The 22539-nt window shown below is 66.3% G+C and carries 18 protein-coding genes; 5 read left to right on the top strand and 13 right to left on the bottom strand.

Annotation, left to right across the window (positions count from 1 at the left end):
• Nucleotides 1-64: 64 nt before the first annotated feature.
• Complete coding sequence (locus tag VHN57_RS15690; RefSeq protein WP_278987251.1) at nucleotides 65-2398, top strand: TonB-dependent receptor; 2334 nt, start codon at nucleotides 65-67, stop codon at nucleotides 2396-2398.
• A 294-nt stretch (nucleotides 2399-2692) separates the two neighbouring features.
• Here VHN57_RS15690 and VHN57_RS15685 read toward each other — a convergent pair whose 3' ends face one another.
• The 7 genes from VHN57_RS15685 to VHN57_RS15655 form a co-directional block, all read right to left on the bottom strand.
• On the bottom strand, nucleotides 2693-3205 hold the full coding sequence (locus VHN57_RS15685) for a c-type cytochrome (RefSeq protein WP_010338486.1): 513 nt from the start codon (nucleotides 3203-3205) through the stop codon (nucleotides 2693-2695).
• Between the two features lie 12 nt (nucleotides 3206-3217).
• Nucleotides 3218-3763: a methylamine dehydrogenase light chain gene (locus VHN57_RS15680; protein ID WP_017498892.1), complete on the bottom strand. Its 546-nt coding sequence runs from the start codon at nucleotides 3761-3763 to the stop codon at nucleotides 3218-3220.
• Nucleotides 3764-3789: 26 nt separating this feature from the next.
• Nucleotides 3790-4392, bottom strand: coding sequence for a thioredoxin domain-containing protein (locus VHN57_RS15675; protein ID WP_278987249.1), 603 nt, complete (start codon nucleotides 4390-4392; stop codon nucleotides 3790-3792).
• A gap of 4 nt (nucleotides 4393-4396) precedes the next feature.
• Nucleotides 4397-4930 (bottom strand): MauE/DoxX family redox-associated membrane protein, encoded by a 534-nt coding sequence (locus VHN57_RS15670; RefSeq protein WP_278987246.1) that lies wholly within the window; start codon nucleotides 4928-4930, stop codon nucleotides 4397-4399.
• Nucleotides 4931-4932: 2 nt separating this feature from the next.
• Nucleotides 4933-6111, bottom strand: a complete 1179-nt coding sequence (locus tag VHN57_RS15665) for an amine dehydrogenase large subunit (RefSeq protein WP_278987245.1) — start codon at nucleotides 6109-6111, stop codon at nucleotides 4933-4935.
• Between the two features lie 145 nt (nucleotides 6112-6256).
• Nucleotides 6257-7438 carry an MFS transporter gene (locus VHN57_RS15660; RefSeq protein ID WP_278987243.1) on the bottom strand — a complete coding sequence of 394 codons (1182 nt, stop codon included), beginning with the start codon at nucleotides 7436-7438 and terminating at the stop codon, nucleotides 6257-6259.
• A gap of 74 nt (nucleotides 7439-7512) precedes the next feature.
• A complete protein-coding gene (locus VHN57_RS15655; protein ID WP_278987240.1) occupies nucleotides 7513-8166 on the bottom strand; it encodes a TetR/AcrR family transcriptional regulator in 654 nt (217 codons plus the stop codon).
• A gap of 213 nt (nucleotides 8167-8379) precedes the next feature.
• Between VHN57_RS15655 and VHN57_RS15650 the strand changes: the two genes are divergently transcribed.
• Entirely contained in the window at nucleotides 8380-8859 is a 480-nt protein-coding gene (locus VHN57_RS15650) for a c-type cytochrome (protein ID WP_423284450.1), read from the top strand.
• Between the two features lie 103 nt (nucleotides 8860-8962).
• On the top strand, nucleotides 8963-10834 hold the full coding sequence (locus tag VHN57_RS15645; protein WP_278986715.1) for a bifunctional sugar phosphate isomerase/epimerase/4-hydroxyphenylpyruvate dioxygenase family protein: 1872 nt from the start codon (nucleotides 8963-8965) through the stop codon (nucleotides 10832-10834).
• Nucleotides 10835-10840: 6 nt separating this feature from the next.
• Here the strand turns inward: VHN57_RS15645 and VHN57_RS15640 are convergent, their stop codons facing one another.
• The 6 genes from VHN57_RS15640 to VHN57_RS15615 all read right to left on the bottom strand — a co-directional run bounded on the left by VHN57_RS15640 (nucleotide 10841) and on the right by VHN57_RS15615 (nucleotide 20045).
• Nucleotides 10841-12154, bottom strand: coding sequence for a carbohydrate porin (locus VHN57_RS15640; RefSeq protein ID WP_278986713.1), 1314 nt, complete (start codon nucleotides 12152-12154; stop codon nucleotides 10841-10843).
• Nucleotides 12151-13047, bottom strand: coding sequence for a shikimate dehydrogenase (locus VHN57_RS15635; protein ID WP_278986711.1), 897 nt, complete (start codon nucleotides 13045-13047; stop codon nucleotides 12151-12153). The genes VHN57_RS15640 and VHN57_RS15635 overlap by 4 nt, the downstream gene beginning before the upstream one ends.
• A gap of 25 nt (nucleotides 13048-13072) precedes the next feature.
• Nucleotides 13073-14428 carry an MFS transporter gene (locus VHN57_RS15630; RefSeq protein WP_278986709.1) on the bottom strand — a complete coding sequence of 452 codons (1356 nt, stop codon included), beginning with the start codon at nucleotides 14426-14428 and terminating at the stop codon, nucleotides 13073-13075.
• 151 nt (nucleotides 14429-14579) lie between these two features.
• Complete coding sequence (locus VHN57_RS15625) at nucleotides 14580-15485, bottom strand: LysR family transcriptional regulator (protein WP_010338498.1); 906 nt, start codon at nucleotides 15483-15485, stop codon at nucleotides 14580-14582.
• A gap of 158 nt (nucleotides 15486-15643) precedes the next feature.
• Nucleotides 15644-18337, bottom strand: coding sequence for a TonB-dependent receptor domain-containing protein (locus tag VHN57_RS15620; protein ID WP_278986708.1), 2694 nt, complete (start codon nucleotides 18335-18337; stop codon nucleotides 15644-15646).
• Between the two features lie 73 nt (nucleotides 18338-18410).
• Complete coding sequence (locus tag VHN57_RS15615) at nucleotides 18411-20045, bottom strand: serine hydrolase domain-containing protein (protein ID WP_423284444.1); 1635 nt, start codon at nucleotides 20043-20045, stop codon at nucleotides 18411-18413.
• Nucleotides 20046-20341: 296 nt separating this feature from the next.
• On the opposite strand from VHN57_RS15615, the gene VHN57_RS15610 reads away from it, so the two are divergent.
• Nucleotides 20342-21007: a response regulator gene (locus VHN57_RS15610; RefSeq protein WP_004208320.1), complete on the top strand. Its 666-nt coding sequence runs from the start codon at nucleotides 20342-20344 to the stop codon at nucleotides 21005-21007.
• Nucleotides 21008-21034: 27 nt separating this feature from the next.
• Nucleotides 21035-22525, top strand: a complete 1491-nt coding sequence (locus tag VHN57_RS15605) for a sensor histidine kinase (protein WP_278988362.1) — start codon at nucleotides 21035-21037, stop codon at nucleotides 22523-22525.
• The last annotated feature ends 14 nt before the right edge of the window (nucleotides 22526-22539 follow it).

The following is a 22539-nucleotide window of genomic DNA, read 5'->3' as shown; positions in this document are numbered from 1 at the left end:
TATAATGGAGGCGATGGCCGGCCCTCCCTAGCGTCCTTTCCATAAACAGAGATGGGAGAGGAATATGCGGGGCAGGGGCTGGCTTTACGCGGGTCTGGCAGGCGCGGCGCTGATGCCGGGATTGGCGCAGGCCGAGGAGTTGGAGGCTGGGCCTGCGCAGACGATCATCGTGACGGCGCCGGGCGGGGCGATCGATGTCGATGATGCGCTGTCCATTTCCAGTCGGGATATCTCGCTCACCGGCACGCCCGACCTGCTCGGCGCACTGACCCGCAATATTGCCGGCATCACGCTGCAGGACGCGCAGAATAATCCCTGGCAGCCCAATCTTCTCTATCGCGGCTTCGTCGCCTCGCCGCTGCAGGGGCAGGCGCAGGGGCTGGCCGTCTATATGGATGGTGCCCGCTTCAACCAGCCGTTCGGCGATACCGTCCAGTTCGACCTGATCCCCGAGGCAGCGATCCGCAAGCTGAGCCTGCTCGATGCCAGCCCGGTCTATGGCCTCAATGCGCTGGGCGGTGCGATCCTGCTGGAGACGAAAGACGGACGCAGCGATCCGGGGCTGGAGGCGAGCGCGACCGGCGGCCGTTTCGGCTATGCGGAGGCGAGCATCGCCGGCGGCTTTGCGCGCGGCAATTTCAGTGCGTTCGGCGCGTTTCAATATAGCCATGACGATGGCTGGCGCGATCATAGCCCGTCGCATCTTTATAATGGCTATGCCGATCTTGGCTTCGATAGCGAGAAGGGCGGGCTGCACATGAAGCTGGTCGGGGCAAGGACCGACCTGACCGGCAATGGCGTGTCGCCGGTCGAACTGCTGGCGGCAGACCGGCGCGCCGTCTTCACCTGGCCGGACAATAGCCGCAGTAGCTATGGCCGGATCAGCCTGCACCCCTGGGTGGCGCTGTCCGACACGACCCGGATCGAAGGGACGCTCTATGCCCAGCGGCTGACCCTGCGTACCGTCAATGGCGACGCCGCCGATATCGAGGGGTGCGAGGATGAGGATGACGCCGGGCTGCTCTGCCTGGAGACGGTGGGGAGCGATGATGACGGGGACGAGGCGCAGGCGGTCCTGATCAACGCGAACGGCAATGCCATTGCCGACAGCCTGGGCGGCGAGGGCTATGGCGTGCTCAACCGGGGGCGGACGCGGACCGATGCGATGGGCGCGCTGGTGCAGTTGATCGACGATCGTGCGCTGATGGGCGGCACCAATCATTTTGCGATCGGCATGAGTTACGACACGAGCCGCACCCGGTTCGACACATCGACCGAATTGGGGGCGATGACGGACGAGCGCAGCGTCGAGGGGCTGGGATCGATCATCGTCCAGCCGGATGGTGCGATCGCGCCGGTCGGACTGGTCGCCCATGCCGATTATTGGGGTGCCTTCGTGCAGGACCGGTTGCCGCTGGCGCCGGGGCTGACGGCGGAACTGGGGTTGCGCTGGAACCATGCGCGGATCGAACTGGTCGACCAGATCGGCACGGCGCTGAACGGGCGGCACAATTTCCGGCGGCTGAACCCCGGCGCGGAGTTGGACTATCGGGTTTCGGACGGGCTGTCGCTGCGGGCCGGCTATGCCGAGACCAACCGCGCGCCGACCCCAGCCGAACTGTCCTGCGCCGACGAGAATGCGCCCTGCAGCCTCACCAATTTCTTCATCGCCGATCCGCCGCTCAAGCAGGTGGTGGCGAAAAGCTGGGAGGCGGGCGGTTCGGGTCGCTTCGCCGTCGGGGGATGGACCGCCGACTGGTTGCTCTCTGCCTATCGCACCGGCAATCATGACGACATCCAATATATCGCGTCGGACATTCGCGGCCGGGCCTATTTCCAGAATATCGGCAAGACCCGGCGCCAGGGTGTCGAGGCGTCGGTCAAGGCGGCGCGGGGCGGTTTCAGCGCGGGGTTGAGCTATGCCTTCACCGATGCGACCTATCGCAGCGCCCTGACGCTGAGCAGCCCGGCCAATCCGGAGGCGAATGACGACGGCACGATCGACGTCGGGAAGGGCGATCGCCTGCCCGGTATCCCTCGCCATAGTGCGACCCTGACGCTGGATTATGCTGGCACCTTGGGCGGTCAGCGCCATTGGTCGGTCGGTGGCGACCTGATCGCCCGGTCGGGCCAATATCTGGTCGGCGACGAGGCCAACCGGAATGCCAAAGTGCCCGGCTACCTGATCGCCAATATCCGCGCCGGCATCGACATCATTCCCGGCGTCACCCTGTTCGGCGAGGTCCGCAACCTGTTCGACCGCCATTATGCGACCTTCGGCACCTTTACCGAGGTGGACGAGATCGAACTGGACGAGGCGCCGGGGGCGAGCGACCCGAGGACCTATGGCGCGGGGGCGCCGCGCCGCTGGTATGCCGGGGTTAAGGCGACATTCTGAAGCATGGCGGCGCCCGCGATCGGGCGCGCGTCTGCCGAAGTTCACAGTGTAAACGGCCTATTGGGGCCATTTGCACCTGTCGCGCACCTGCGACGCGTCGGTAACGCGCCTGTGCCGCGCCGGGGGTAATGGGGGCAGGGGCATGGAAGCGCGTCGCCCTTGCCCTTGCCGCGCGCCACATAGGCGCCTGCCACGCGCCGGGCGGCCGGGTTGGGCGAGGGGGAACAGCCTCTGTCGCATGGCGAGGGATAGATCAGAAAAGCGGCGTGTAGGACAGCGATGCCCGTGGCAGCGTTATCGCCCCGCCGACGGAAACATCTGCCGGAGCGAGGCTGGCGCATGGCATTTGCGGATCGCGGTTTCGACATGGCGGGCGCGTTCGGCGGTCAGCGAGGCGGCGGACAGGGCGAAGCGTCGTTCATGCGCGACCTCTTCTGCGGTGAAGGGCGTGCTGCCCTGCGGCACGCTGCCGCCGCCCAGGCCGAAGACGACGAAGTTCATCATGTCGGCCAGTTGCTGATTATCCTTGATACGGCTGAGCGCGACATTGGGCAGGCGGATGAGATAGGCGCGGGTCTGGGGCGTGCAGAGGAACCAGCCGACCCGGCCGCGCAGTTCGGGCAGGGCCGCAGGCGCGGCGCTGCCCTGGACCCCGTGGCAGCCACCGCAATTTTCGACATAGTCGGACCGGGCGAGGTCCGGGTCAGTGATCGCGCTGGGCAACAGGCCCATGGGCGGCAGAGCGGCGCGGCCGATGCCGACCGCGCCGAGCAGCGCCAGCGATCCGATCAGCAGCGCATGCCGCATGCTCTGCCGGCCTCAGCTGGCCGCGCCGACCAGCACGGCGGTCGAACAATGATATTCCATGCTGCTGGTGCCGAAGCACCAGATCACGTCATTGTTGAGCTGGGGCATATAGAGCTGGGTCTCACGGTCGGTATTGTCGCAGCCGCACTGGCCGCAGGCCGGCTTGCCGCAACAGTCGCGATAGGCGATCAGATAGGCCTTGCCGTCGTCCGGGTTGATGCAGGTGCCGACCCAGGAAACGGGCGAGGGCTCCGCGCCCGCCGGGCAGCTATGGATGCCGCCGCCGCAGCAGGTGCACAGCGCGCCGTCGATCGCGCAATAGCGCCAATAGTCGCACTTGGTCTCGTCCTTGCTCTGCGCAGTGCGGGCGAAGGCGGTCTTGGCCTCGGGCGAGCGGTCGGGCTTGGCCGCTTCGGCGCGGCTGACCGGCAGCAGCGGGAAGGCGGGCGCTGCGACCAGGGCAGCGCCCAGGCGCGAGAGCATCGATCGGCGGGATGTCCCCCCGGCGAGGCGCCGCAGCAGCTTTTCCCCCATGGCGTCGGCGTCGAACTTCTTCATGTCACGGACCCCCTTTGAACTTGCGATCAGGCCGCCTGGGCTTTGAGCGAACCGATATAATCCTGCACCGTGGCGATCCCCATTTCATGGGCGACGACCAGGCTTTCGAGATGCTCGCGGCTGTTGACCAGCCCCTTGGACAGGATCACTCCCTCGGCATCGAGCAGCACGGCGAAGGGCAGCTTGGCGACGCCATAGGCCTGGCCCGCCTCCGGCCCGTTGACGAAGGCATAGCCCTCCAGCCCATGCTGGGCGATCATCACGCGCTGGGCGGCGACATCATCGTCGCCCACGAAGGTCAGCGCGACCCGCTCGTCCCGCGCGAAGGACTTGGCCATCGGGATGATATTCTTGCACAGCGGGCATTGGGCGGAGACGAACATCAAGAGGCGCAGCGCTGTGCCATGGGCATGACCGCCGATCGTGACGGGCGCGCCGTCGATGGTGCGGGTATCGATCTTGACGATGGCGTCGCCCACCGCCGGGCCGCCGCTGGTGGCGAGCGCACCGGCGGGCGCGACGCGGATATGCAGCACGCCGACCTGCCGCGCGACCGCCAGCAGGGCGATGCCGAGCGCGAAGATTGCGACCCAGGACAGGATCTGCGCGATGATGAGCGAGGTCAGCATAGGTCTATCTCCGGTAGGCGGCGGCGGGCGTGGCGATCAGCGCCAGGATGGCGCTGAGCAGATGGAAGGCGAGGAACAGGGCGATGCCGCCAGCGGCCGCGGTGGCGATGTCCAGCGCGGACAGCGGCGGGGCGGGCAGCAGGCGCGGCGCGACCAGCGCGACCAGCAGCAGGTTACGGATCACCAGCGGCCAGCCGATCGGATGGCGCAGTTGCGAGCGGCCACAGCCGCAGTCGATATGGCTGCGCCCGCGCGCGATGTTGATCGCCATCGCCCCGGCAAAGAGGCTAAGCAGCAGCATGGCGAGCAGCACCGGCACCGGAGCCAGGCCGGCGATCAGCGTGGCGCCGATGGCGATCTCCGCCAGCGGCAACAGGATCGCAGCGGGCGCGACCAGCGCCGGCGGCAGCAGCCGGTAATTGGCGATCACGCCGGGCAGCAGGATGCGATGGCGCAACTTCGACAGGCCCGCCTGCAACAGGATGAGGCCGATCCCGATGGCAGCCGCCAGCGCGGCGATCGCCAGACCCAGTGTCATGGTCAGGACGGGTCCGCGACCGTGATGGTGCTGCCGCCGGCCTTCTCGATCTTGTGCTTTTCTTCCCAGGTGGCGAGGTCGATGACGAGGGCCGTGCCCTTTTCGCCGTCCATGATGAGCAGCGGCTTGTCCGACTGGGTGACCTCGATATTGTTCATCGGCTCTTCCAGCGGGCGGCGCTTCACCACCTTCTGCGTGGCGAGATCGACTTCCCACACTTCCGTGCCGGACGCCTTGTGCGACCAATATTCGCCCATGTGCATCAGCACGAACAGATGGCCGGTCGCGCGGTGCAGCGCCATCGGCTGGCGCCCGCCCGGATACCAGTTCAGCTCCAGCGGCTTGGTTTCGCCGGGGCGGATGCCGGCGGCCGCCTGGATCGAGAAGGGCGCGGAGATGGTCGGCGCCGGGCCGAGCTTCGCGGTCCAGATCTGGCCGGTGTAGCTGAGGAAGGTCGTTTCCTTCTTCTTCCGGTCATAAGTGAAATTGTCGAAGATCGGATCGTCGGTGGCCGAGAAGAAGGGCGCGCTGTGGGTGATATCGGCCTTGCTGCCGGTCAGTTTCACCGTGGCGAGTGATCCGTCGGCGCACAGCGCGGAAAAACCGACGCCCGGATTGGGCATCATGCTGGCGCAGCCGGGCACTTCGACATTGGCGACGAACTTGCGCTTCACCAGATCGACGATGTTCACCGAGGAAGCGGGGCTGAGATTATAGACGAAGCCGGTCTTGCCATCGTCGCTGATGATGAAATTGTTCTTGCGCGATCCGATCAGGATGCGGTCGGGAATGGTGATTTCGGTGACCAGCTTCAATTCGCGCGTGTCATAGACCGACACCATGTCCTGCCGCGTGCCGCGATCGCCCTTCGACCAGATGGTTTCGGCGACATAATAATATTTGCCGGCCGGATCGATCGCCATGTCGGCCAGGCGCCGGGTTTCGACCATGCCCACCATCTTGCCGCTGTCGCCGTCGAAGATGCTGGTGCCCGGCATGTCCCATCCGCCGTCGACGAAGAACCAGTTGGGCTTGGGCGGCTCCATCGTCACGACATCGGACGTTTCCGGCTCCAGCGCGGCCGTGGTGTCGGCGGGCGCGGCTTGGGCGGTGATGGCTGCGCACAGGACGAAACCCATGGCGGCGGTGGCGAAAAATCCCCTGACGGCGGCGCTCGACATCTGGCGTGATCCCCCTTGATCGGTGCGGCGGCGCTGGACTCATCTGGTCCGCGTTTCGCCGCTGGAATGAAGGCTGGACAAGTGTCAAGGATTGGTCAAGGGGGTGGAGAGGCTTCCCGCAAAATATTTTTGCGCCGCAGCAAAGCTAAGCGATAATCTCGTGAACGCCCTCGATCCGGGGCAGGCGCAGCCTGTCCGGTGCGGTTGCCACCAGCAACGCGAAGCAGCCGCCGGTAAGCGCGACCAGCGCGCCATCGACCAGCCCCTGCTGCCCCAACCCGTCGGACAGCAGTGATCCCGCCACCGGCCCGGCGATCATGCCCAGGCTGTGGACGCAGGCGACGAAGCGGCGGAACAGCGGACTGCCGCCGCCCGCTGCCGTGGCAAGGCCGGAAAAGCGGATGATGGTCGCAGTCGAGCCGATATTGAGCAGGCCGATCGCCAGGATGAACAGGGTCGATGCGCCGGGGCGGGTGAGGGCGAGCGGGGCGAGCAGGCAGAAGGCGGACAGCAGGCCGGTCAGCGGTAGCGGCACGATGCTCTGTTCGCGCATCAGCGCGATCGCGGTCAGCGCGCCGATCACCGACCCGATCGCCACCGCCTCGCCGATCACGCTGTCGTCGATGCCGGCGGCCAGCGCCAGCGCGCCGGAAAAGCTCCAGATCATCATGGTGGCGGCGATGAAGCAGAACAGGGCGACGGCCAGCGCCCAGGCGCGCGGCGGGGTGGGCGCGCGTTCATCGGCGTCGCTGGTGGGCGTCTGCGCTGGATCGGCGGCCGGCATCAGCAGGCTGAGCAGCAGCACGCCGATCGGTGCGAGCGCCAGCAGGCGCAGCGCAGCGGCCGGCCCGGCGCTGTCGCAGATCGCCGGCAGCGCCAGCGCGACCAGGGTGGACAGCAGCAACTGGACCAGGAAGACGGCGGCATAGGCGCCGGTCGGGCGCTGCGAGGCGGCGGCGCTCATCGCATGGGTATAGGCGACACCCATGCCGACGCCGAACAGGCCGCGCGCGACGACCAGCGTTGCCAGTTCGTCGAGTGCCGGTGTTATCAGGCTGGCGGCCAGTGCGATCAGCGCGGCAAGGGCAGGGGTGCCGGCAGGCAAATGGGTGCCACCCCGCCAGACCGCGACGGCGCCGAGCGCCATGCCGCCCTGGGTCGCGCCGACGATCCAGCCATGATCGGACGGATCAAGCTCGGTGGCGGCGGTCAGCAAGGTCAGGAAGACGGGATCGATGCCGGGCTGCAGCAGCGCGAGTGCGGCGGCAGTGATGCAGGCGATGGTCCGATCCGGTGCCCATCCGGGCAATATACGGCTTTGCGTCATGATGGCCCCCACAGCATGAACGAGCGCCGGTGGCGCCCCTGCCGTTCAGACCATCTCTCCCCCTTGGGGCGGCGTCAGGCCGCTTCTGTCATCAGCCCTGCAAGATCGCGCGAAGTCACCGTCTTGGCAAGATGCACGAACGACATTGCCGCCAGCGCGGTAAAGACCGGCATCTTGGTCGCCCAGGGCTTCTGATGCCCCAGGAACGGCGTCGATCCTTCCATCGATGCGCTGATGAACAGGGCGACGCTATGCACCTCATCGGGTGTCAGGGCCGGATTGATCTGCGCCACATATTCGCCGATCACCTCATGCACCTTGCTGTAGAACAGCCGCACCCGGTCGGCGACGAACTCGCTCTGGTTGGCGAGCGCCCAGAGTTCGGTGAACAAATGGGTGGTGCGCTTGGTCTGGATATCCTCCAGGCACAGGATGATGACCAGCTTCAGCCGTTCCTCGGCGGTGAGGCCGGGCTTGCGCACCATCTCCTCCAGCAGCTTGTCATAGGATTCCAGCATCTCGTCCAGCATCACCTGGATCAGCATTTCCTTGCGCGGGAAATGATAGCTGACATTGCCGACCTTCATGTCGCAGCGCGCGGCGATGCGGCGCAGGGTGAAGGCATCGGCACCCTCGTCGATCAGCACGTCCAGTGCTGCCTTGAGGATCTGGTCCACCGTTTCGGACCCGCGGGCATAGATGCCGGGCCGTGAGGGAGCGAGTATCATATCACATCTGCCTTGGCGGCCCTCCTACCACGGCGCGGCCCGGTTCGCCACCCTTTGCGCATCGCTCGCAACGGCGGGCTTGACGAATATTTGAATACTGTCCAGTATTTGCGCATCCACATAATCTTGGGAAGAGGCGTGAAATCCGGTGCGGCACCCTGGCGGGGGCGGCTTCCGGGGCAAACGTCCATATGTGCGGGGACATTTCAGGCGATGATTCAGGGTATCAAGCGCGTCACTTTCTCTCTGCTGGCGATTGCGGCGATCGGGTTGCCGGGGGCTGTACAGGCGACCGGTCCGCAGACCTTCGCCAACCGCTGTTCCATGTGCCACCAGCCCTCGGGCGCCGGCCTGCCGGGCCAGTTCCCGCGCCTCAATGGCCGGGTGGCGCAGATCGCGACCAGTCCGGAAGGGCGGCGCTATCTCGCCATGGTGCTGCTCTACGGCATTTATGGCCCGATCACCGTGGACGACAGGAAGATCACCGGCCTGATGCCCGGCATGGGCACCATGTCCGATCAGGATATTGCCGATGTGCTGAACCACGCCGTGTCGCTCAAGAAGGCAGCCAAGCCCGCCGCGCCCTTTACCGCGGCGGAGGTCGCCAAGGTGCGCGCGGGCGGCAAGCAGACCGCGGCGCAGGTCGCGGCCGAGCGTGGCCGGCTGGCGGGCAAGGGACTGATCCCGTCCTGATCCGGGCGGCTATCCTATAACTCGATGCTATGGGATAGTTGGTCTTGAGCGGTTAAATGGCGGCGCCGGGCTGTGGGATAAGGGGGCTTCAAGGAGATCCCCCATGTCCAACGCCATCGCCACCGTCTCGCTGCGCGGCACGCTTGAAGAGAAATTGCGCGCCGCTGCCGCGGCCGGCTTCGCCGGGGTCGAGATATTCGAGAATGACCTGATCGGGTCGGAACTGGCGCCGCGGGACGTGCGGCGCATGCTGGACGACCTGGGCCTGGCCTGCATGCTCTACCAGCCCTTCCGCGATTTCGAGGGGATGCCCGGCGCGCTGCGCCAGCGCGCCTTCGACCGGGCCGAGCGCAAGTTCGACCTGATGGGTGAACTGGGCACCGATCGTATCCTTGTCTGTTCCAACTGCTCGCCCGCCTCGCTTGGGGAGCGGGAGCGCATCGTCGACGATTTCCGGGACCTTGGCGAACGGGCGGCCAGGCGCGGCCTATTGGTGGGCTATGAGGCGCTGGCCTGGGGCCGGCATGTGTTCGATCATCGCGATGTCTGGTCGATCGTCGAGCAGGTCGACCATCCCCATATCGGCATCATCCTCGACAGCTTCCATTCGCTGTCGCGCAAGATTCCGAGCGACAGCATCCGCGCGATACGCGGCGACAAGATCGTCTTCGTCCAACTCGCCGATGCGCCGCTGCTCAACATGGACCTGCTCTATTGGAGCCGCCATTTCCGCAACCTGCCGGGGCAGGGCGGGCTGGATGTCGCCGGCTTCGTCGCGGAAATATTGGCCACCGGCTATGACGGACCACTGTCGCTGGAAATCTTCAACGACCGGTTCCGCTCCAACGCGGCGACTTTGGTGGCGGAGGACGGGCATCGTTCGCTCGACTATGTGCGCGACGCGGCGCTGCGGCAGTTGGGGCGCCCGTCGACCATGCCCGCGCCGGAGCCGGTGCTGGGTGCCGAGTTCGTGGAATTCACCACCGCCAGCGCCGATTCCGCGCGGCTGGGCCGCACGCTGGCGACACTGGGCTTCAGCCTTGCCGGCGAGCATCGCCAGAAGAAGGTGACACGATGGCGCCAGGACGGCGTCAATCTGGTCGTCAATGCCGAGCCCAAGGGCTTTGCCAGCGCCTATCGTGCGGCGCATGGATCGTCCATCTGCGCGATCGGCGTGCGGGTGAAGGACAAGGCGGCGGTGCAGGCGCGCGCGGCGGCGCTGGGGATCAAGGCCTATAGCGCGGAAGGCCGCCCCGGCCGGATGGCGATGCCGGCGCTGCGCGGGGTCGGCGGCAGCCTGGTCTATCTGATCGACGATAATGAGGTCGAAGGGCTGTGGGCGCGCGAGTTCCAGGCGATCGAGGCCGAGCCCGATGCGCCGGTCCATGCCCATGGCTTCGATCATCTCGCCGCCGTCGTTCATAATGACGAGTTCCTGTCCTGGCAGCTGTACTGGCGTGCCCTGTTCGGGCTGGAGGCCAAGGCGGCGCAGGATGTGATCGATCCGTCGGGACTGGTGCATAGCCAGGCCTTGCAGGCGCCCGACGGCGCGTTCCGCGTGACACTCAATGCGTCGGACGCGCGCGAGACGCTGTCGTCCCGCTTCCTCGATCAGGGGATTGGCGGCGGCTATCAGCATGTGGCGCTGGCGACCGACGATATCTTCGCGACCGCGCAGGCACTGCGCGATGAGGGCGCCGCGGTGCTGACCATCCCGGCCAATTATTATGCGGACATCGCCGCCCGCTTCGGCTTTGACGATGCGCTGGTGGCGCGGATGCAGGCGCTGGGCATTCTCTATGACGAGGATGCCGATGGGCACGGCTTCTGGCAGCTCTACAGCCGCGCCTTCGACAAGCTGTTCTTCTTCGAGTTCGTCCAGCGCGATAGTGGCTATACGGGCTATGGCGCACCCAATGCCGGCGTGCGGCTGGCCGCACAGAACCGGTTCCGCGACGAGAATCCGGTCGATTGAGCGGGATCAGAGGATCAGCTTGATCGTCATGCCGGCCACCACCGCATCGGGATAGCGGCTCGTCGCCCCGACGCGATGGATATATTGGAGGTTGGGGCGCAGCAGCAATGCGCGGGTCGCCTGCCAGCCATAGAAGATTTCGCCGCTTGCCTCCCAGCGCTGCGGATCGACATCCTGGCCCAGCATCTGCTGGTCGCGCTGGCGATCGGCGATGCGCGGATTGACCCTGGCATAGACGAGGCCGAGGCCGAAATTGTCCCTGGGCCGATTGTCCCACAGGCCGCGCGCGACGAAGCCGCCGCTCAGAAACAGGGGCACGCGTGCGGTTGCCCGATCGGACAGGGTCATGGTGCCGAACAGCGACAGGCCGCGTTCGCCGGGGCCGAAGCGGACGATCATCTTTTCCGCCATGGCCCAGGCGCTCCACCGTTCGTGCCGGGTGGCCGGGGCGAGACCGGACAGGGCGTAGGAATCGCCATTGGCGTCGGCATAGACATCGGGCTTGTCGGTCGTGTCGATGAGGCCGCCGAGCCGGACCAGGCCGGGCAACTGTTCCGCACCCTGGCCCGATTTCCAGCCCAGTTCGACCGGCAGGACGACACTGTCGAAGCGCGGCGCCAGTTGCCAGCCATTACCGGTCTGGGCACGGATGCTGTTCACTTCGAAGGCGGCGACGCTGATGCTCAGCCCATGGCCGATGTCCTGTCGCGCGCGAATGCCCCAGCGCGGGATCGGGAAGCCGGAAAAGCCGCTATTGTAGAAAAGCGTGGTCGGGCGCGGGCAGAAGGCGAAATTCTGGAACTGGCAGCCCGAGGGCAAGGTCGCGAAATCGTCGCCCGTATGATAGAGGCCGATCTTGAGCGCGGTCCTGCCACCATTCAACTGCTGCTCATAGCTGAGTTCCGCCGGCCGCAGATCCTGCCCGCCGCCGAACAGTTCCTGCACCTCGAACAGATTGCCGATGCGGGTCGCGGTCAGATCCTCGCCCTTGCGATGGATGATCGTCGCGATGATCTTGCCGCCGGCAAGGCCGAACGCCTTGCCGGTGTCGACGACCGCCGATGCCAGCAATTGCTGGGTATAGGCCGCGCCCTGATCGCGCCCGCCGCTGATCGATGCGGCGCTTTCGGAGACATAGGAGAAGGTGAGGTTGACGCCGCTGTCCTTGAGCCGTGTGCGCCAGCCGGGCTGGGGCGCGGCCGGCGGCGGGGGTGGGGGCGTCTGTGGTCCGGCGGGCGGCCCCTGTAATTGCGGGGCGGGCTTCACCGCTTCGGCGACCTGGACGGGCAGGACGATGGCGGGCGGGCTGTCGGCGATCATTGGGCGACAGCCGCATCGGTCGCGTGGGCGAAGTCCGCCAGCATGCGGTCGCTGTCCGGCGCGACCCCTGTGAACAGGGCGAAGGCATGGGCCGCCTGCATCACCGCCATGCCGCCGCCGGTCAATATGGCGCAGCCCTTCGCCTGCGCCGCAACCAGCAACGGGGTGTGCAGCGGGAAATAGATGATGTCCGACACCCATTGATCGGGCGTCAGCAGATCGGGATCGAAGGGCAGGCCGGGATGGCTGAGCATGCCGATCGGGGAGGTCTGGACCACGCCATCGGCGTCCGCGATGGCATCGGCCGCATGGGCCATGGCCTGCACCCGCGCCGCCGGGAAGAGCGCGCCAAGCCGATCGGCCAGCGCCGCCGCGCGCTCCTGTACCGGATCGACGATCGCAAGATGCGTCGCGCCAAGGTCGAGATGGGCATAGCCGACCGCTGCCGCCGCGCCGCCCGCACCGATCATCGCGATCCGGCCGCGCGGGCGATCGGCAAGGCCGGCGAGGAAATGGGCGCGATAGCCCGACCAGTCCGTATTGTCGCCATGGGCCTGGCCGTTGCGGAACAATATGGTGTTGACCGCGCCCAATGCCCGAGCCGCGTCGGACAGGCCGTCGAGCAAGGGGATGACCGCCTGCTTGAAGGGATGGGTGACGTTGATCCCGTCAAAGCCCATCGCGCCCAGCATCGGCAGCAGGCGGGGCAGGTCGTCCGCGCCATAGCCCATCCGATCGGCATCGAGGATGCGGTAGACGAGGGTGAGGCCGAGCGCCTTTGCCTCCGTCTCGTGCATGTGCGGGCTGCGCGATCCGGCGATGCCCTGGCCGATCAGGCCGCAGAGAATGGACGCGCGGGGGCGATCCGCGACGGGCGCGGGGGACTGGAACATGGCATTATCCTTGGAAGAGGGGCGGTCAGTCGGCCTTGGGCAGGCGGATCATCGCGGCGCAGATGCCCGCGATGACGGCCGGCACCGCGAAGACACCGAAGATGACAGGCAGTGAGACTTTCGCCGCGAGCAGGAAGCCGCCCAGCATCGGCCCGATCACCGCGCCGATCCGGCCGACGCCCATGGCCCAGCCGATGCCGGTGCCGCGTGCTTCGGGCGGATAGAGACTGGCGGCGAGCGGGTAGCAGCCGTTGAAGCCGCCCTGGACGAAGACGCCGATCAGGAAGGCGGTGGCGAGCGTCGCGACCAGCGGCATGGCGACCGATCCGAACAGGACCAGCGTGACGGCAGCGGCCGACATATAGCCCAGGATGAGTCGGCGCAGGTCGAAATGGGTGCCGGCGATGCCGATCAGGGTCACGCCGACAAAGGCGCCGATATTGTAGATGGCGCCGGCATAGATGGCGTCCTTGGCCGGCAGGCCGGCCTCGACCGCCAGCTTGGGAATCCAGCTGATGACGAAATAGAGCGTCATGAAGCCCGAGATGGTGGCCATCCACAGCAGGATGGTGCCGGTCGCGCGGCCATCGGTCAGCAGGCCGCGTACGCCGGCCTTGTGGGCTTCATGCACCTTCTTGGCGGGCAGCCTGTCGACCGCCGGCTGGCCCATCGAGCGGAGCAGGCGGTTGGCCTTTTCCAGCGCGCCCTTGGGCTGGCGGGTCAGCAGGAAGTCGATGCTTTCGGGCAGCAGCAGCCAGACGAAGGGCAGGGACAGGGTGCAGAGGATCGCCGCGCCCAGCAGCATCGCCTGCCAGCCGTAAATGGGCAGCAGGTTGGCGACGACGAAGCCGGTGATGGTGGCGCCGACCGGATAGCCGGCCTGGAGGAAACCGACCGCGAAGGTGCGATGCCGGGGCGGGGCATATTCGGCGGTCAGCGCCGCCATGCTGGCCAGCACCGTGCCGATGCCGATGCCGACAATGAAGCGGCTGACGATCAGTTCGCCGATATTGGCGGCCATGGCCGAGCCGAACATGGCGCCGGCCATCATCACCAGCGAGGCGAGGATCAGCTTGCGGCGGCCGAACCTGTCGGCCATCGGCGCGATCAGCAGGCCGCCGGCGGCCATACCGGCCAGCCCGGCGCTGAATACCACGCCCAGCCGCTCGGGCGTCACCTCCCAGTCAGTCGACAGGGCGGGGGCGATATAGGACAGGATCAGCACGTCCATGCCGTCAAGCATGTTGAGGATGAAGCAGATGGCGACGACCAGTATCTGGCGCGCGGTCCATAGGCTGTCCGATGCGACGGGCGCAGCCTGGCCGTCAACGGTCACATAGGGCCGCACGGACACGCTGCCGGTGGCGGAATAGCTGGCCATTTCGAATAATGCCTTTCATCCTCTCGCGGCGCCCTGCGCCCTTGCCTTGCTTGTCCGGTGGCCTGTCGGCTTCTATTCTGCGGATGGCTATGCCTCATCCATTCAATAGGTAATTTCCACCGCTCCAGATGCGCTTCGCTATATCGCTATGTTATGGCTTTGGCGGGCGCGGCAGGGCGAGCATCGCACTGCGGGCAATCTCCTCGAAGGTTTCGCCGATGATGGCGCGCGGCGATTCCATATTGCGGTTGATATAGACCGGAAGCACGCCGGGGTCTTCAAATTCCAGGAAGCGGACAGTGTCGGCATGGGGCTGCATCGCGGTGAAGCTGTCGACCAGCGCCACGCCCATGCCGTTGGCGACGAAGGCGACGGCGGTTTCGGCGAAGCGTATATAGGTGGAAACGTCCGGTTCCTGCCCGGCGCGGGCGAACATGTCGGCGATGATCCGGCCATGGGGCGTGTCGGGGCGGAAGGATTGCAGTTGTGCGCCGGCAAGGTCGGCCACGCCGATCCGGTCGCGATCCGCCAGCGGATGATGGCTGGGCACGGCGCAGACCATGCGCCCGGCGCCGATCCGGCTGGACAGGATGTTGGGATGGTCGATCGGAAAGACGGTCAGCGCATATTCGCCGCGCTGGAGCGCGAGATAATCGATCGCCTGCTCGACCGAGAGAATGTCGAACTGGATGGTGAGGCCGGGATAATTGGCGCTGAGGCGGGCCAGCATCTGGGGCAGGATCGAATGGCCGAGCGAGGGCGATGCGCCGACGCGAAAGGTCTTGTCCTCCCCCTTGGCCAGCCGGCGTATGACATGGGCGAGATCGTCGAAGCCCTTGTAGATGCGCTCGATTTCCTCGAACAGCACGCCGGCTTCCTGGGTCGGCACCAGCCGGCCGCGGGTGCGGTCGAACAGGCGGAACTGCAGCCGGTCTTCCATATGGCCGAGCATCCGGCTGAGGCCGGGCTGGGACGTGCCGAGCATCCGCGCGGCGCCGCTGACCGTCTTGGTAATCATGACGGCGCGGAAAATTTCTATCTGTCGAACCGTGAGCATCGAACGTCCATGATCCTGCACCGGATGGATAGCGCGTGCTAGCCCAGCGGGGCGGCGCATGAAAGCCCGCCGCGTGCGTGCCGGTCGTTCGAAGGCGGGTTTTCAATGTGCGCGGGCAGGGGGCAAGGGGGTGCCCGCGCACATCGATCAGCCAGGGATCAGAAGCGAACCTTGGCGCCGACCGTCATGTAACGGCCGATCGTGTCATAATGGATCGCGCCATAGGTGGTCAGCGGCGGATCGCGGTCGAACAGGTTGTTGACGTTGGCGAACAGGGTGAACTTGTCGACATTCACCTGGGCGCCGAGGTCGACATAGACACGGGCGGCGATGTCGTTGTTGGCGATGTCCAGCGCATGGTTGAACTTGCCGCCGCCGACATAGCGGACGCGGGCGTCGACCGAGACGTCCTGGCTGCTGTAGTTGATCGACCCGGTGGCGCGCCAGTGCGGGGTGCCGAAGCTGACATTGTCGCCCACGTCACCGGCACGGTCGACGCTGGTCATGCCGTCGTTGATCAGCACCTTGTCGACATAGGTGGCAAGGCCGCGGAAGCGCATCGTGCCGCCCAGGCCGCCGCTCACCTTGCTCAGCGGCAGGGTGTAGCTGGCCTCGATATCCACGCCGGCGGTCTTGTATTCGGCCAGGTTGATATAGGTGGTGTAGATGGTGGTCGGGGCACCGGCAGTGTCACGCACGATCTGGGTGCACAGGTCGGTATTGCCGTTGGCGCAACCGCTGATGACGTCCTGCGCACCCAGCGAGGTGATCGCGTCCTTGAGCTTGATGTTGTAATAGTCGACCGACAGGTTGAAGCCCGGCAGGAAGGTCGGCGTGAACACCGCGCCGGCGGTCAGCGTGCTGCCGATTTCCGGCTTCAGGTTCGCATTGCCGCCGCCATAGCGGGTGATCGAGTAGGTGCTGCCATTTTCCGCGACCGTGGTGAAGCTGGTCGTGGTGGTGGTGTAGAGTTCCGCCAGGCTGCCGGAGCGGATGTCACGCGACCGCGACACGCGCAGCAGCAGATTGTCGAAGATGCGATCGGTCACACCCAGCTTCCACGACCAGATGCCACCGCTGGTGCTGTAGCGGCTGTAGCGGGCCGCACCGTTGACATCGAGCTTGCTGAACGGCTGGTCGAGCAGCGGGATGGCGACTTCGCCGAACGCTTCCTGGACGTTGAACCCGCCGTCGAGCGGCGAGAAGTTGAAGCGGCTGAAGCCCTTGGCGGCCGAGGTGGCGTCGAGGCTGTTGGTGACCTGCTCTTCCCAGCGGGCTTCCGCACCGAAGGCGACCGAAACCGGGCCGGCCCAGGTGGAGAAGGGGTCGCCGCGCAGGCTGGCGCCGGCGCTGTCGAGCTTGGTGGTGTAGACGACGCGGGCGACATTGCCGAACACATAGTCGATCGCGTCCTGGCTGGCGGCGCCTTCGCCCAGGATGTTGAGCGGGCGGCAGGCGGTCGTCGGATCGGTGAGCGCGGTGCGGCAGACGATATTGCCGCTGCTGTCGGTCACGGCATCCAGCGCGGCGGTCAGGTTCGCGCCGGTGATCTGGTTGTCATAGCTCTGCATGTTGCGGTTTTCGCCATGGCTGTAATAGGCCGAATAGCGCCATTTGCCGTCCGCGAAGCTGCCGTCGACGCCGATCGCGCCTTCCACATTCTGGCGATAATAGCCGAAGGTGCGATAGCCATAATCCTCGAAGAAGCGGCCAACCTTGATGCTGGTCTCGCCGGCGGCGGCGAGCTGATCGCGGATCGACTGCGACAGATAGGGATTGCTGGCCGACAGGGTGTAGGTGCCATTTTCCGCATAGAAGGGATATTTGGCCCAGATGCGGCTGTAGCTGCCGTCCGCCCAGAAGGTGGCGTCGCCCACTTCAAAGCTGGCGCGGGCATAGCTGTTGACGCGCTGATAGGGGTTGGTCAGCGCATATTCGTCGTTGGTGGCCACGCCTTCGCCGCCGACCATGGTCGAACCGCTGATCTGGCTGCCGTACTGGAAGGCGCGCAGCGTGCCGTCCGAATTGAAGGTCTGGCCCTTGAGCGTGCCCGAGGTGATCAGGCCGCCGAGGCTGGTGGTCGAGCTGTTGACGTCGCGCACCAGGATATAGTCATGGTCGCCCGTGGTGGGCGAGAAGAGGTTGGCGCTGCCGACATTCTTGCGCGAATTGCGGTCGAGAATACCCTCGTCATTCTGATATTCTGCACCGATCATGAAGTGGCCGCGACCGTCGGCGAAGTGGGTGCCGAAGGTGCCGTCGAAGCTGTAGCGATAGCCGTCGCCACGCGACGACACGCCGTTCTGCGCGCCGATGGTCAGGCCTTCCAGATCATCGTCGAGCATGATGTTGACGACGCCGCCGATCGCGCCCGAGCCCCAGGCTGCGCTGGCGCCGCCGGTGACGATCTCGACCCGCTTCACCAGGCCCTGCGGCACGGTGTTGAGGTCCGACGAGCCGGTGAAGCGGCGGTTGTTGAGCAGGGTCAGGGTGCGGGTGACGCCGAGGCCGCGAAGGTCCATCGCCGACGAGGAGGAGTTGGTGTTGGCGACAGTGCTGGCCGGCGACTGGGTCGCGCGGAACTGCGGCAGGTCGTTGAGCACCTGCGCGATGCTGGGACGGGCGCCCTGGCGCAGTTCGCTTTCGCCCACGACGGTGGTCGGGGTCGGCGCGTCGAAGCCCTTGCGGTCGATGCGCGAACCGGTGACGACGATCGAACCGGCGTCATCGTCAGCGGCGGGCGTGCTGTCCTGTGCCATGGCGACCTGCGCCGTGGCGAGCGACAGGACCAGGGCGGCCCCGGCGCTGCCCGCCATCAGCAGGCGGCGAAATCCAGTGTCTTCAATACGCATTTCCAATAGTCCCCTTTTGCTCTTGCTTATGTTGTGGCCGCGACCCGAGCGGCTCTTGTGTGATGGCTGAAAATCAGTCGGCGACGCGGCGGAAGGCGACGTCGTAGGCACGCCCTTCGCCAAAGCGCAGCGCGGTGACCGCGCCCGATGCGTCGCGTTCGAACTTGACGGTGATGCGGCCGGCGCCCGGCGCGGCCTCGCCGGTGAAGACGTCGGCATAGGCGGGGCTGAGCGGTGTGTTGTACCAGCGCGGGCCGCTATAGGTCAGCGTGTCGCCCTGCTGCTTGAAGCTGAGGCAGGCGAAGGTGTCGACGCCGCAGAAGCGGCCGACATAGGGCTTGGCGTCAAAGGCGGTGACGGCATCGACCTTGCGATAGGCGATCTTCTCGCCCTCGCGATGTTCCAGCGTCAGGCCGGTCTTGCCAAAGGCGAAGATATCCTCGCGCTGCGCCCAGCGGCCCGGACCCACCGGGGTCAGCACCCGGCCGTCTGCGCGCAGATTGCCCTTGTCGTCGCTGTCGAAGCGGACCGGGAAGCCGGTCATGCCGTCGGCATAGACGCCCGAGGGCAGCGGCCCCTTGGGGGTATAGGCCTTGGCCTTGTAGGCGGGCAGGAAGATGTCGGCGACATCGCGGCCCAGCACCGGCGTATCGGCATTGCCGCTATTGCAGAGCAGCGACACGGCCAGCTTTTGCTGCGGATAGCGGGCCATCCAGGCGCGATAGCCGCCGGTCGAACCGCTGTGGCTGACTTCCTGCTGGCCATGATGGTCGAGATTCACCAGCGCCAGTGCATAAGCGATCGGCGTGCCGTCATTGAGCTTGGTCGGCGTCTGCATTTCGGCGGTGAAGCCGGTGCCGAACGTGTCGGCGTCGAGCGCCGCCTGCCACTTCACCAGATCGCCGACCGTCGTCAGCAGGCCGCCATTGCCATAGGCGTCCTCGATCACCTGGTCGTTGCGATAGACGCCATCGTCGAATTCATAGGCGCCGGTGCGGCCGGGCACGACATCGCCATGGTCGTCGCGCCAGCGTGTGTGGGTCATGCCCAGCGGCTTGAAGATATGATCCTGGGTGAAGTCGGCGAGCGACTGGCCGCTGACCCGCGCGACGATGATGGCGAGCAGGTTATAATTGCTGTTGCTGTAGAGATAATGGCTGCCGGGCGCGAAGTTCAGTTCCTTCTGGCGCGCGACGATGTTCAGCATGTCCTGATTGTCGGCGGTGCGGCTGTTGCGCGGCCAGCCCTCGATCGCGGCGACCGAGCCCCAGTCGCGCAGGCCGCTGGTGTGGTGCAGCAGGTGGCGGATCGTGACCGGGGTGCCGTAATCGGGCATTTCCGGCACGACCTTGCGGATGTCATCGTCCAGCGACAGCTTGCCGGCATGTGCCAGCATCAGGGTCGCGGCGGCGGTGAACTGCTTCGAGTCCGATCCGGCCTCGAAGATGCTGTCCGGGGTGAGAGGGACGCCCAGTTCCAGGCTGGCCATGCCATAGGCACGGGTGGCGATCGCCTGGCCATTGCGCGAGACGGCGACGGCGCAGCCGGGGGCCGTCTTGCTGTTCCAGCGCGCGAACAGCGCGTCGAGGCGGGCGAGCGATGCGGCATCAGCCGGGGCCGGGCTGGCCGATTGCGCCATGGCGGCGGCGGGCAGTGCCGCAGCCATGCAGATGAGCGCCCCCGCGAGCGAGGACCGAACGGTCGTCATATCTATTTTCCCCTTTTTGCGCCCGAACGGTGCGCCCGAAGCGCTCTTGCCGCGCTGCGATCTGTTTTTTTCCGGCGGCGCGTACGGCGGAAAATCCGTCGTCGTCCGTCTTTCCTGGCGAGTCCTAACCGGAGTCGCTGTCACGAACCTGACACAGAGAGGGGCGAGGCGGCCGATCTTGCAATCAACGGCAAGATAAGGGCTTTTTATTTGATATTTGCATTCTAGCGGTGGATGCGTATCGCAATTTAATGTCGATAGAGGGGGTGCCGCCCCAGGCGGGCGGGAGTATCGTAATGCGTTTGTTGCTGGTTGAAGATGATGAGCGTCTGGCGCGGGGGATCATGGCCTCGCTGGAAGGCGCGGGCTTTGCCGTCGACATATTGACCAGCGGCGAGGATGCGCTGCGGCTGGCCGATCAGGAACCCTATAGCGCGATCATCCTGGACCTGGGCCTGCCCGATCTGGACGGCCTGGAAGTGCTGAGCCGGCTGCGCGCGCGCGGCGCGCGGACGCCGATCATCATCCTGACCGCACGTGACATGATCGACGACCGGATCAATGGTCTGGATCGCGGCGCCGACGATTATATGGCCAAGCCGTTCGATCCGCGCGAGCTGGAATCGCGGGTCCGCGCGCTGGTGCGGCGCAGCCAGGGCACGCTCGATCCGGTGCTGCGCATCGGCACGCTGAGCTTCGACCGGTCTAGCCGCACCGTCTATCTGGAAGGCAGCATGATCGACCTGCGCCGGCGCGAATTGGCGGTGCTGGAGACGCTGATGGGCCGGCCGGGCAAGGTGGTGGCCAAGGAAAGGCTGTCGGCCGAGGTGTTCAACTTCGACGATGCCGTCACGCCCAATGCGCTGGAGGTCTATGTCGGCCGCCTGCGCCGCAAGTTGCAGCCGTCCGGCCCGTCGATCCGCACGATCCGCGGCCTGGGCTATATGATCGAAGCGGCCTGAGCGCCGGACTGATCGACCGCCACACATATGCGCAGATTGTCTTCCTCGCTGCGGCTGCGCCTGACCGGCGCGGTGATGATGCCGCTGACGGCGCTGGTGCTGGTCTTTTCCGTCATCACCGCACTGGTCAATCACAATACGGAGGCGGACACGGTCGACCGCGTGCTGGTGGGGTCGGTCCGCACGCTCAGCCTTGCCTATAACAGCCCGCCGGCCGACCAGAAGCGGCTGGTGCCGCTGGTCATCCACCTGCTCCAGCGCCGCGCCCGGCCGGTGGTCCATTACAGCGTCTATCGTGGCGACAGGCTGGTCGCCGGCGATCCCAGCCTGAAGCCGCCTGCCGACTATCGCGCGGACTGGGATGGCGTGACCGATCGCCATCCGCCCGCGACCTTCAAGAATGCCTATCGCAAGACGCCGCTGGTGCGCGGCTATCTCGATCCGGCGGACGCCCATTATGTCACCCAGGCGGCCTATCTGCGTAGTGGCACGCTGCACGGCAAGCCGGTGCGGATCGCGACCGAGATGCGCCGCGCCTATGGCGATGACAGGCTGATCGCGATCCAGATTGCCGACTATCTGGATGATCGGTCCGCCTATGAACGGTTGTTCCTGCGCCAGGTGCTGCTGGTCGGCGTCGCGGTGCTGCTGGTCACCGGGCTGCTCTTCTGGTGGGCGATCCGCTGGGGGTTGCGGCCGCTGTCGGACCTGACGGGGCAGGTGGAGGCCGCCCGGCGCGAGGCGTCGCCGGCTTTCCGCATGGAAATGGCGGACGCCACGCCGGTCGAGATCAAGCCGTTCGTCGCGGCCTTCAACGGGCTGATGGCGCGGCTGGAGCGGGCGACCAATTCGCTGCGACAGTTCACCTCCAACGCCTCGCACCAGATGCGCACGCCGCTTGCCGTGGCGCGGGTCCATCTTGACGTGCTCGATCGCTATGGCGCGGCCTCGCCACAGGGCAAGGCAGCGTTGCAGGATATTCCCCACGCCATCGACAGCCTGGAGCAATTGCTGCGCCAGCTGATCGCGCTCGCCCGCAGCGAGGAGGATGGCGACATGCGCATGGGCCCGTTCGACTTGTCCGAAGTCGCCGCGGACGTGATTGCCGATCGCGCCGCCCAGGCGCCGGCCGATATCGAGATCGGCTATGACAAGGCGATGGTCGGTCCGGCCATGGCGGTCGGCCAGCCGGGGCTGGCGGCGGAGCTGATCGGCAATCTGCTCGACAATGCGATCCGCTACAACCGGCCGGGCGGCGCGGTGACGGTCCATCTCTATCGCCGTGACGGGCAGGCGATGGTCGATATCGACGATGATGGTCCGGGCATTCCGGAGGCCCAGCGCGAGAAGGTGTGGGACCGTTTCTACCGCATGCCGGGCAACAGCGCGACGCCGGGCACCGGCCTTGGCCTGCCGATCGCGCGCGCGCTCGCCGACCGGATGGGCGCGCAGATCAGCCTGGCCGACGGACGGACCGGCCGGGGGCTGTGCGTCACCATCGCGTTTCGCGCGGAATAGATCCAGCGAACAGA

Source organism: Sphingobium salicis subsp. salicis (genome assembly GCF_049472635.1).
GTDB lineage: Bacteria > Pseudomonadota > Alphaproteobacteria > Sphingomonadales > Sphingomonadaceae > Sphingobium > Sphingobium yanoikuyae_A.
Note: the sequence above shows the minus strand (reverse complement) of the source record. Positions and strands in the feature narration are given on the sequence as shown.

What these genes read in the sequence shown, in the direction of transcription:
- VHN57_RS15690 (WP_278987251.1), top strand. Translation starts at nt 65, where the DNA reads ATGCGGGGCAGGGGCTGGCTTTACGCGGGTCTGGCAGGCGCGGCGCTG.
- VHN57_RS15685 (WP_010338486.1), bottom strand. Translation starts at nt 3,205, where the DNA reads ATGCGGCATGCGCTGCTGATCGGATCGCTGGCGCTGCTCGGCGCGGTC.
- VHN57_RS15680 (WP_017498892.1), bottom strand. Translation starts at nt 3,763, where the DNA reads ATGAAGAAGTTCGACGCCGACGCCATGGGGGAAAAGCTGCTGCGGCGC.
- VHN57_RS15675 (WP_278987249.1), bottom strand. Translation starts at nt 4,392, where the DNA reads ATGCTGACCTCGCTCATCATCGCGCAGATCCTGTCCTGGGTCGCAATC.
- VHN57_RS15670 (WP_278987246.1), bottom strand. Translation starts at nt 4,930, where the DNA reads ATGACACTGGGTCTGGCGATCGCCGCGCTGGCGGCTGCCATCGGGATC.
- VHN57_RS15665 (WP_278987245.1), bottom strand. Translation starts at nt 6,111, where the DNA reads ATGTCGAGCGCCGCCGTCAGGGGATTTTTCGCCACCGCCGCCATGGGT.
- VHN57_RS15660 (WP_278987243.1), bottom strand. Translation starts at nt 7,438, where the DNA reads ATGACGCAAAGCCGTATATTGCCCGGATGGGCACCGGATCGGACCATC.
- VHN57_RS15655 (WP_278987240.1), bottom strand. Translation starts at nt 8,166, where the DNA reads ATGATACTCGCTCCCTCACGGCCCGGCATCTATGCCCGCGGGTCCGAA.
- VHN57_RS15650 (WP_423284450.1), top strand. Translation starts at nt 8,380, where the DNA reads ATGATTCAGGGTATCAAGCGCGTCACTTTCTCTCTGCTGGCGATTGCG.
- VHN57_RS15645 (WP_278986715.1), top strand. Translation starts at nt 8,963, where the DNA reads ATGTCCAACGCCATCGCCACCGTCTCGCTGCGCGGCACGCTTGAAGAG.
- VHN57_RS15640 (WP_278986713.1), bottom strand. Translation starts at nt 12,154, where the DNA reads ATGATCGCCGACAGCCCGCCCGCCATCGTCCTGCCCGTCCAGGTCGCC.
- VHN57_RS15635 (WP_278986711.1), bottom strand. Translation starts at nt 13,047, where the DNA reads ATGTTCCAGTCCCCCGCGCCCGTCGCGGATCGCCCCCGCGCGTCCATT.
- VHN57_RS15630 (WP_278986709.1), bottom strand. Translation starts at nt 14,428, where the DNA reads ATGGCCAGCTATTCCGCCACCGGCAGCGTGTCCGTGCGGCCCTATGTG.
- VHN57_RS15625 (WP_010338498.1), bottom strand. Translation starts at nt 15,485, where the DNA reads ATGCTCACGGTTCGACAGATAGAAATTTTCCGCGCCGTCATGATTACC.
- VHN57_RS15620 (WP_278986708.1), bottom strand. Translation starts at nt 18,337, where the DNA reads ATGCGTATTGAAGACACTGGATTTCGCCGCCTGCTGATGGCGGGCAGC.
- VHN57_RS15615 (WP_423284444.1), bottom strand. Translation starts at nt 20,045, where the DNA reads ATGACGACCGTTCGGTCCTCGCTCGCGGGGGCGCTCATCTGCATGGCT.
- VHN57_RS15610 (WP_004208320.1), top strand. Translation starts at nt 20,342, where the DNA reads ATGCGTTTGTTGCTGGTTGAAGATGATGAGCGTCTGGCGCGGGGGATC.
- VHN57_RS15605 (WP_278988362.1), top strand. Translation starts at nt 21,035, where the DNA reads ATGCGCAGATTGTCTTCCTCGCTGCGGCTGCGCCTGACCGGCGCGGTG.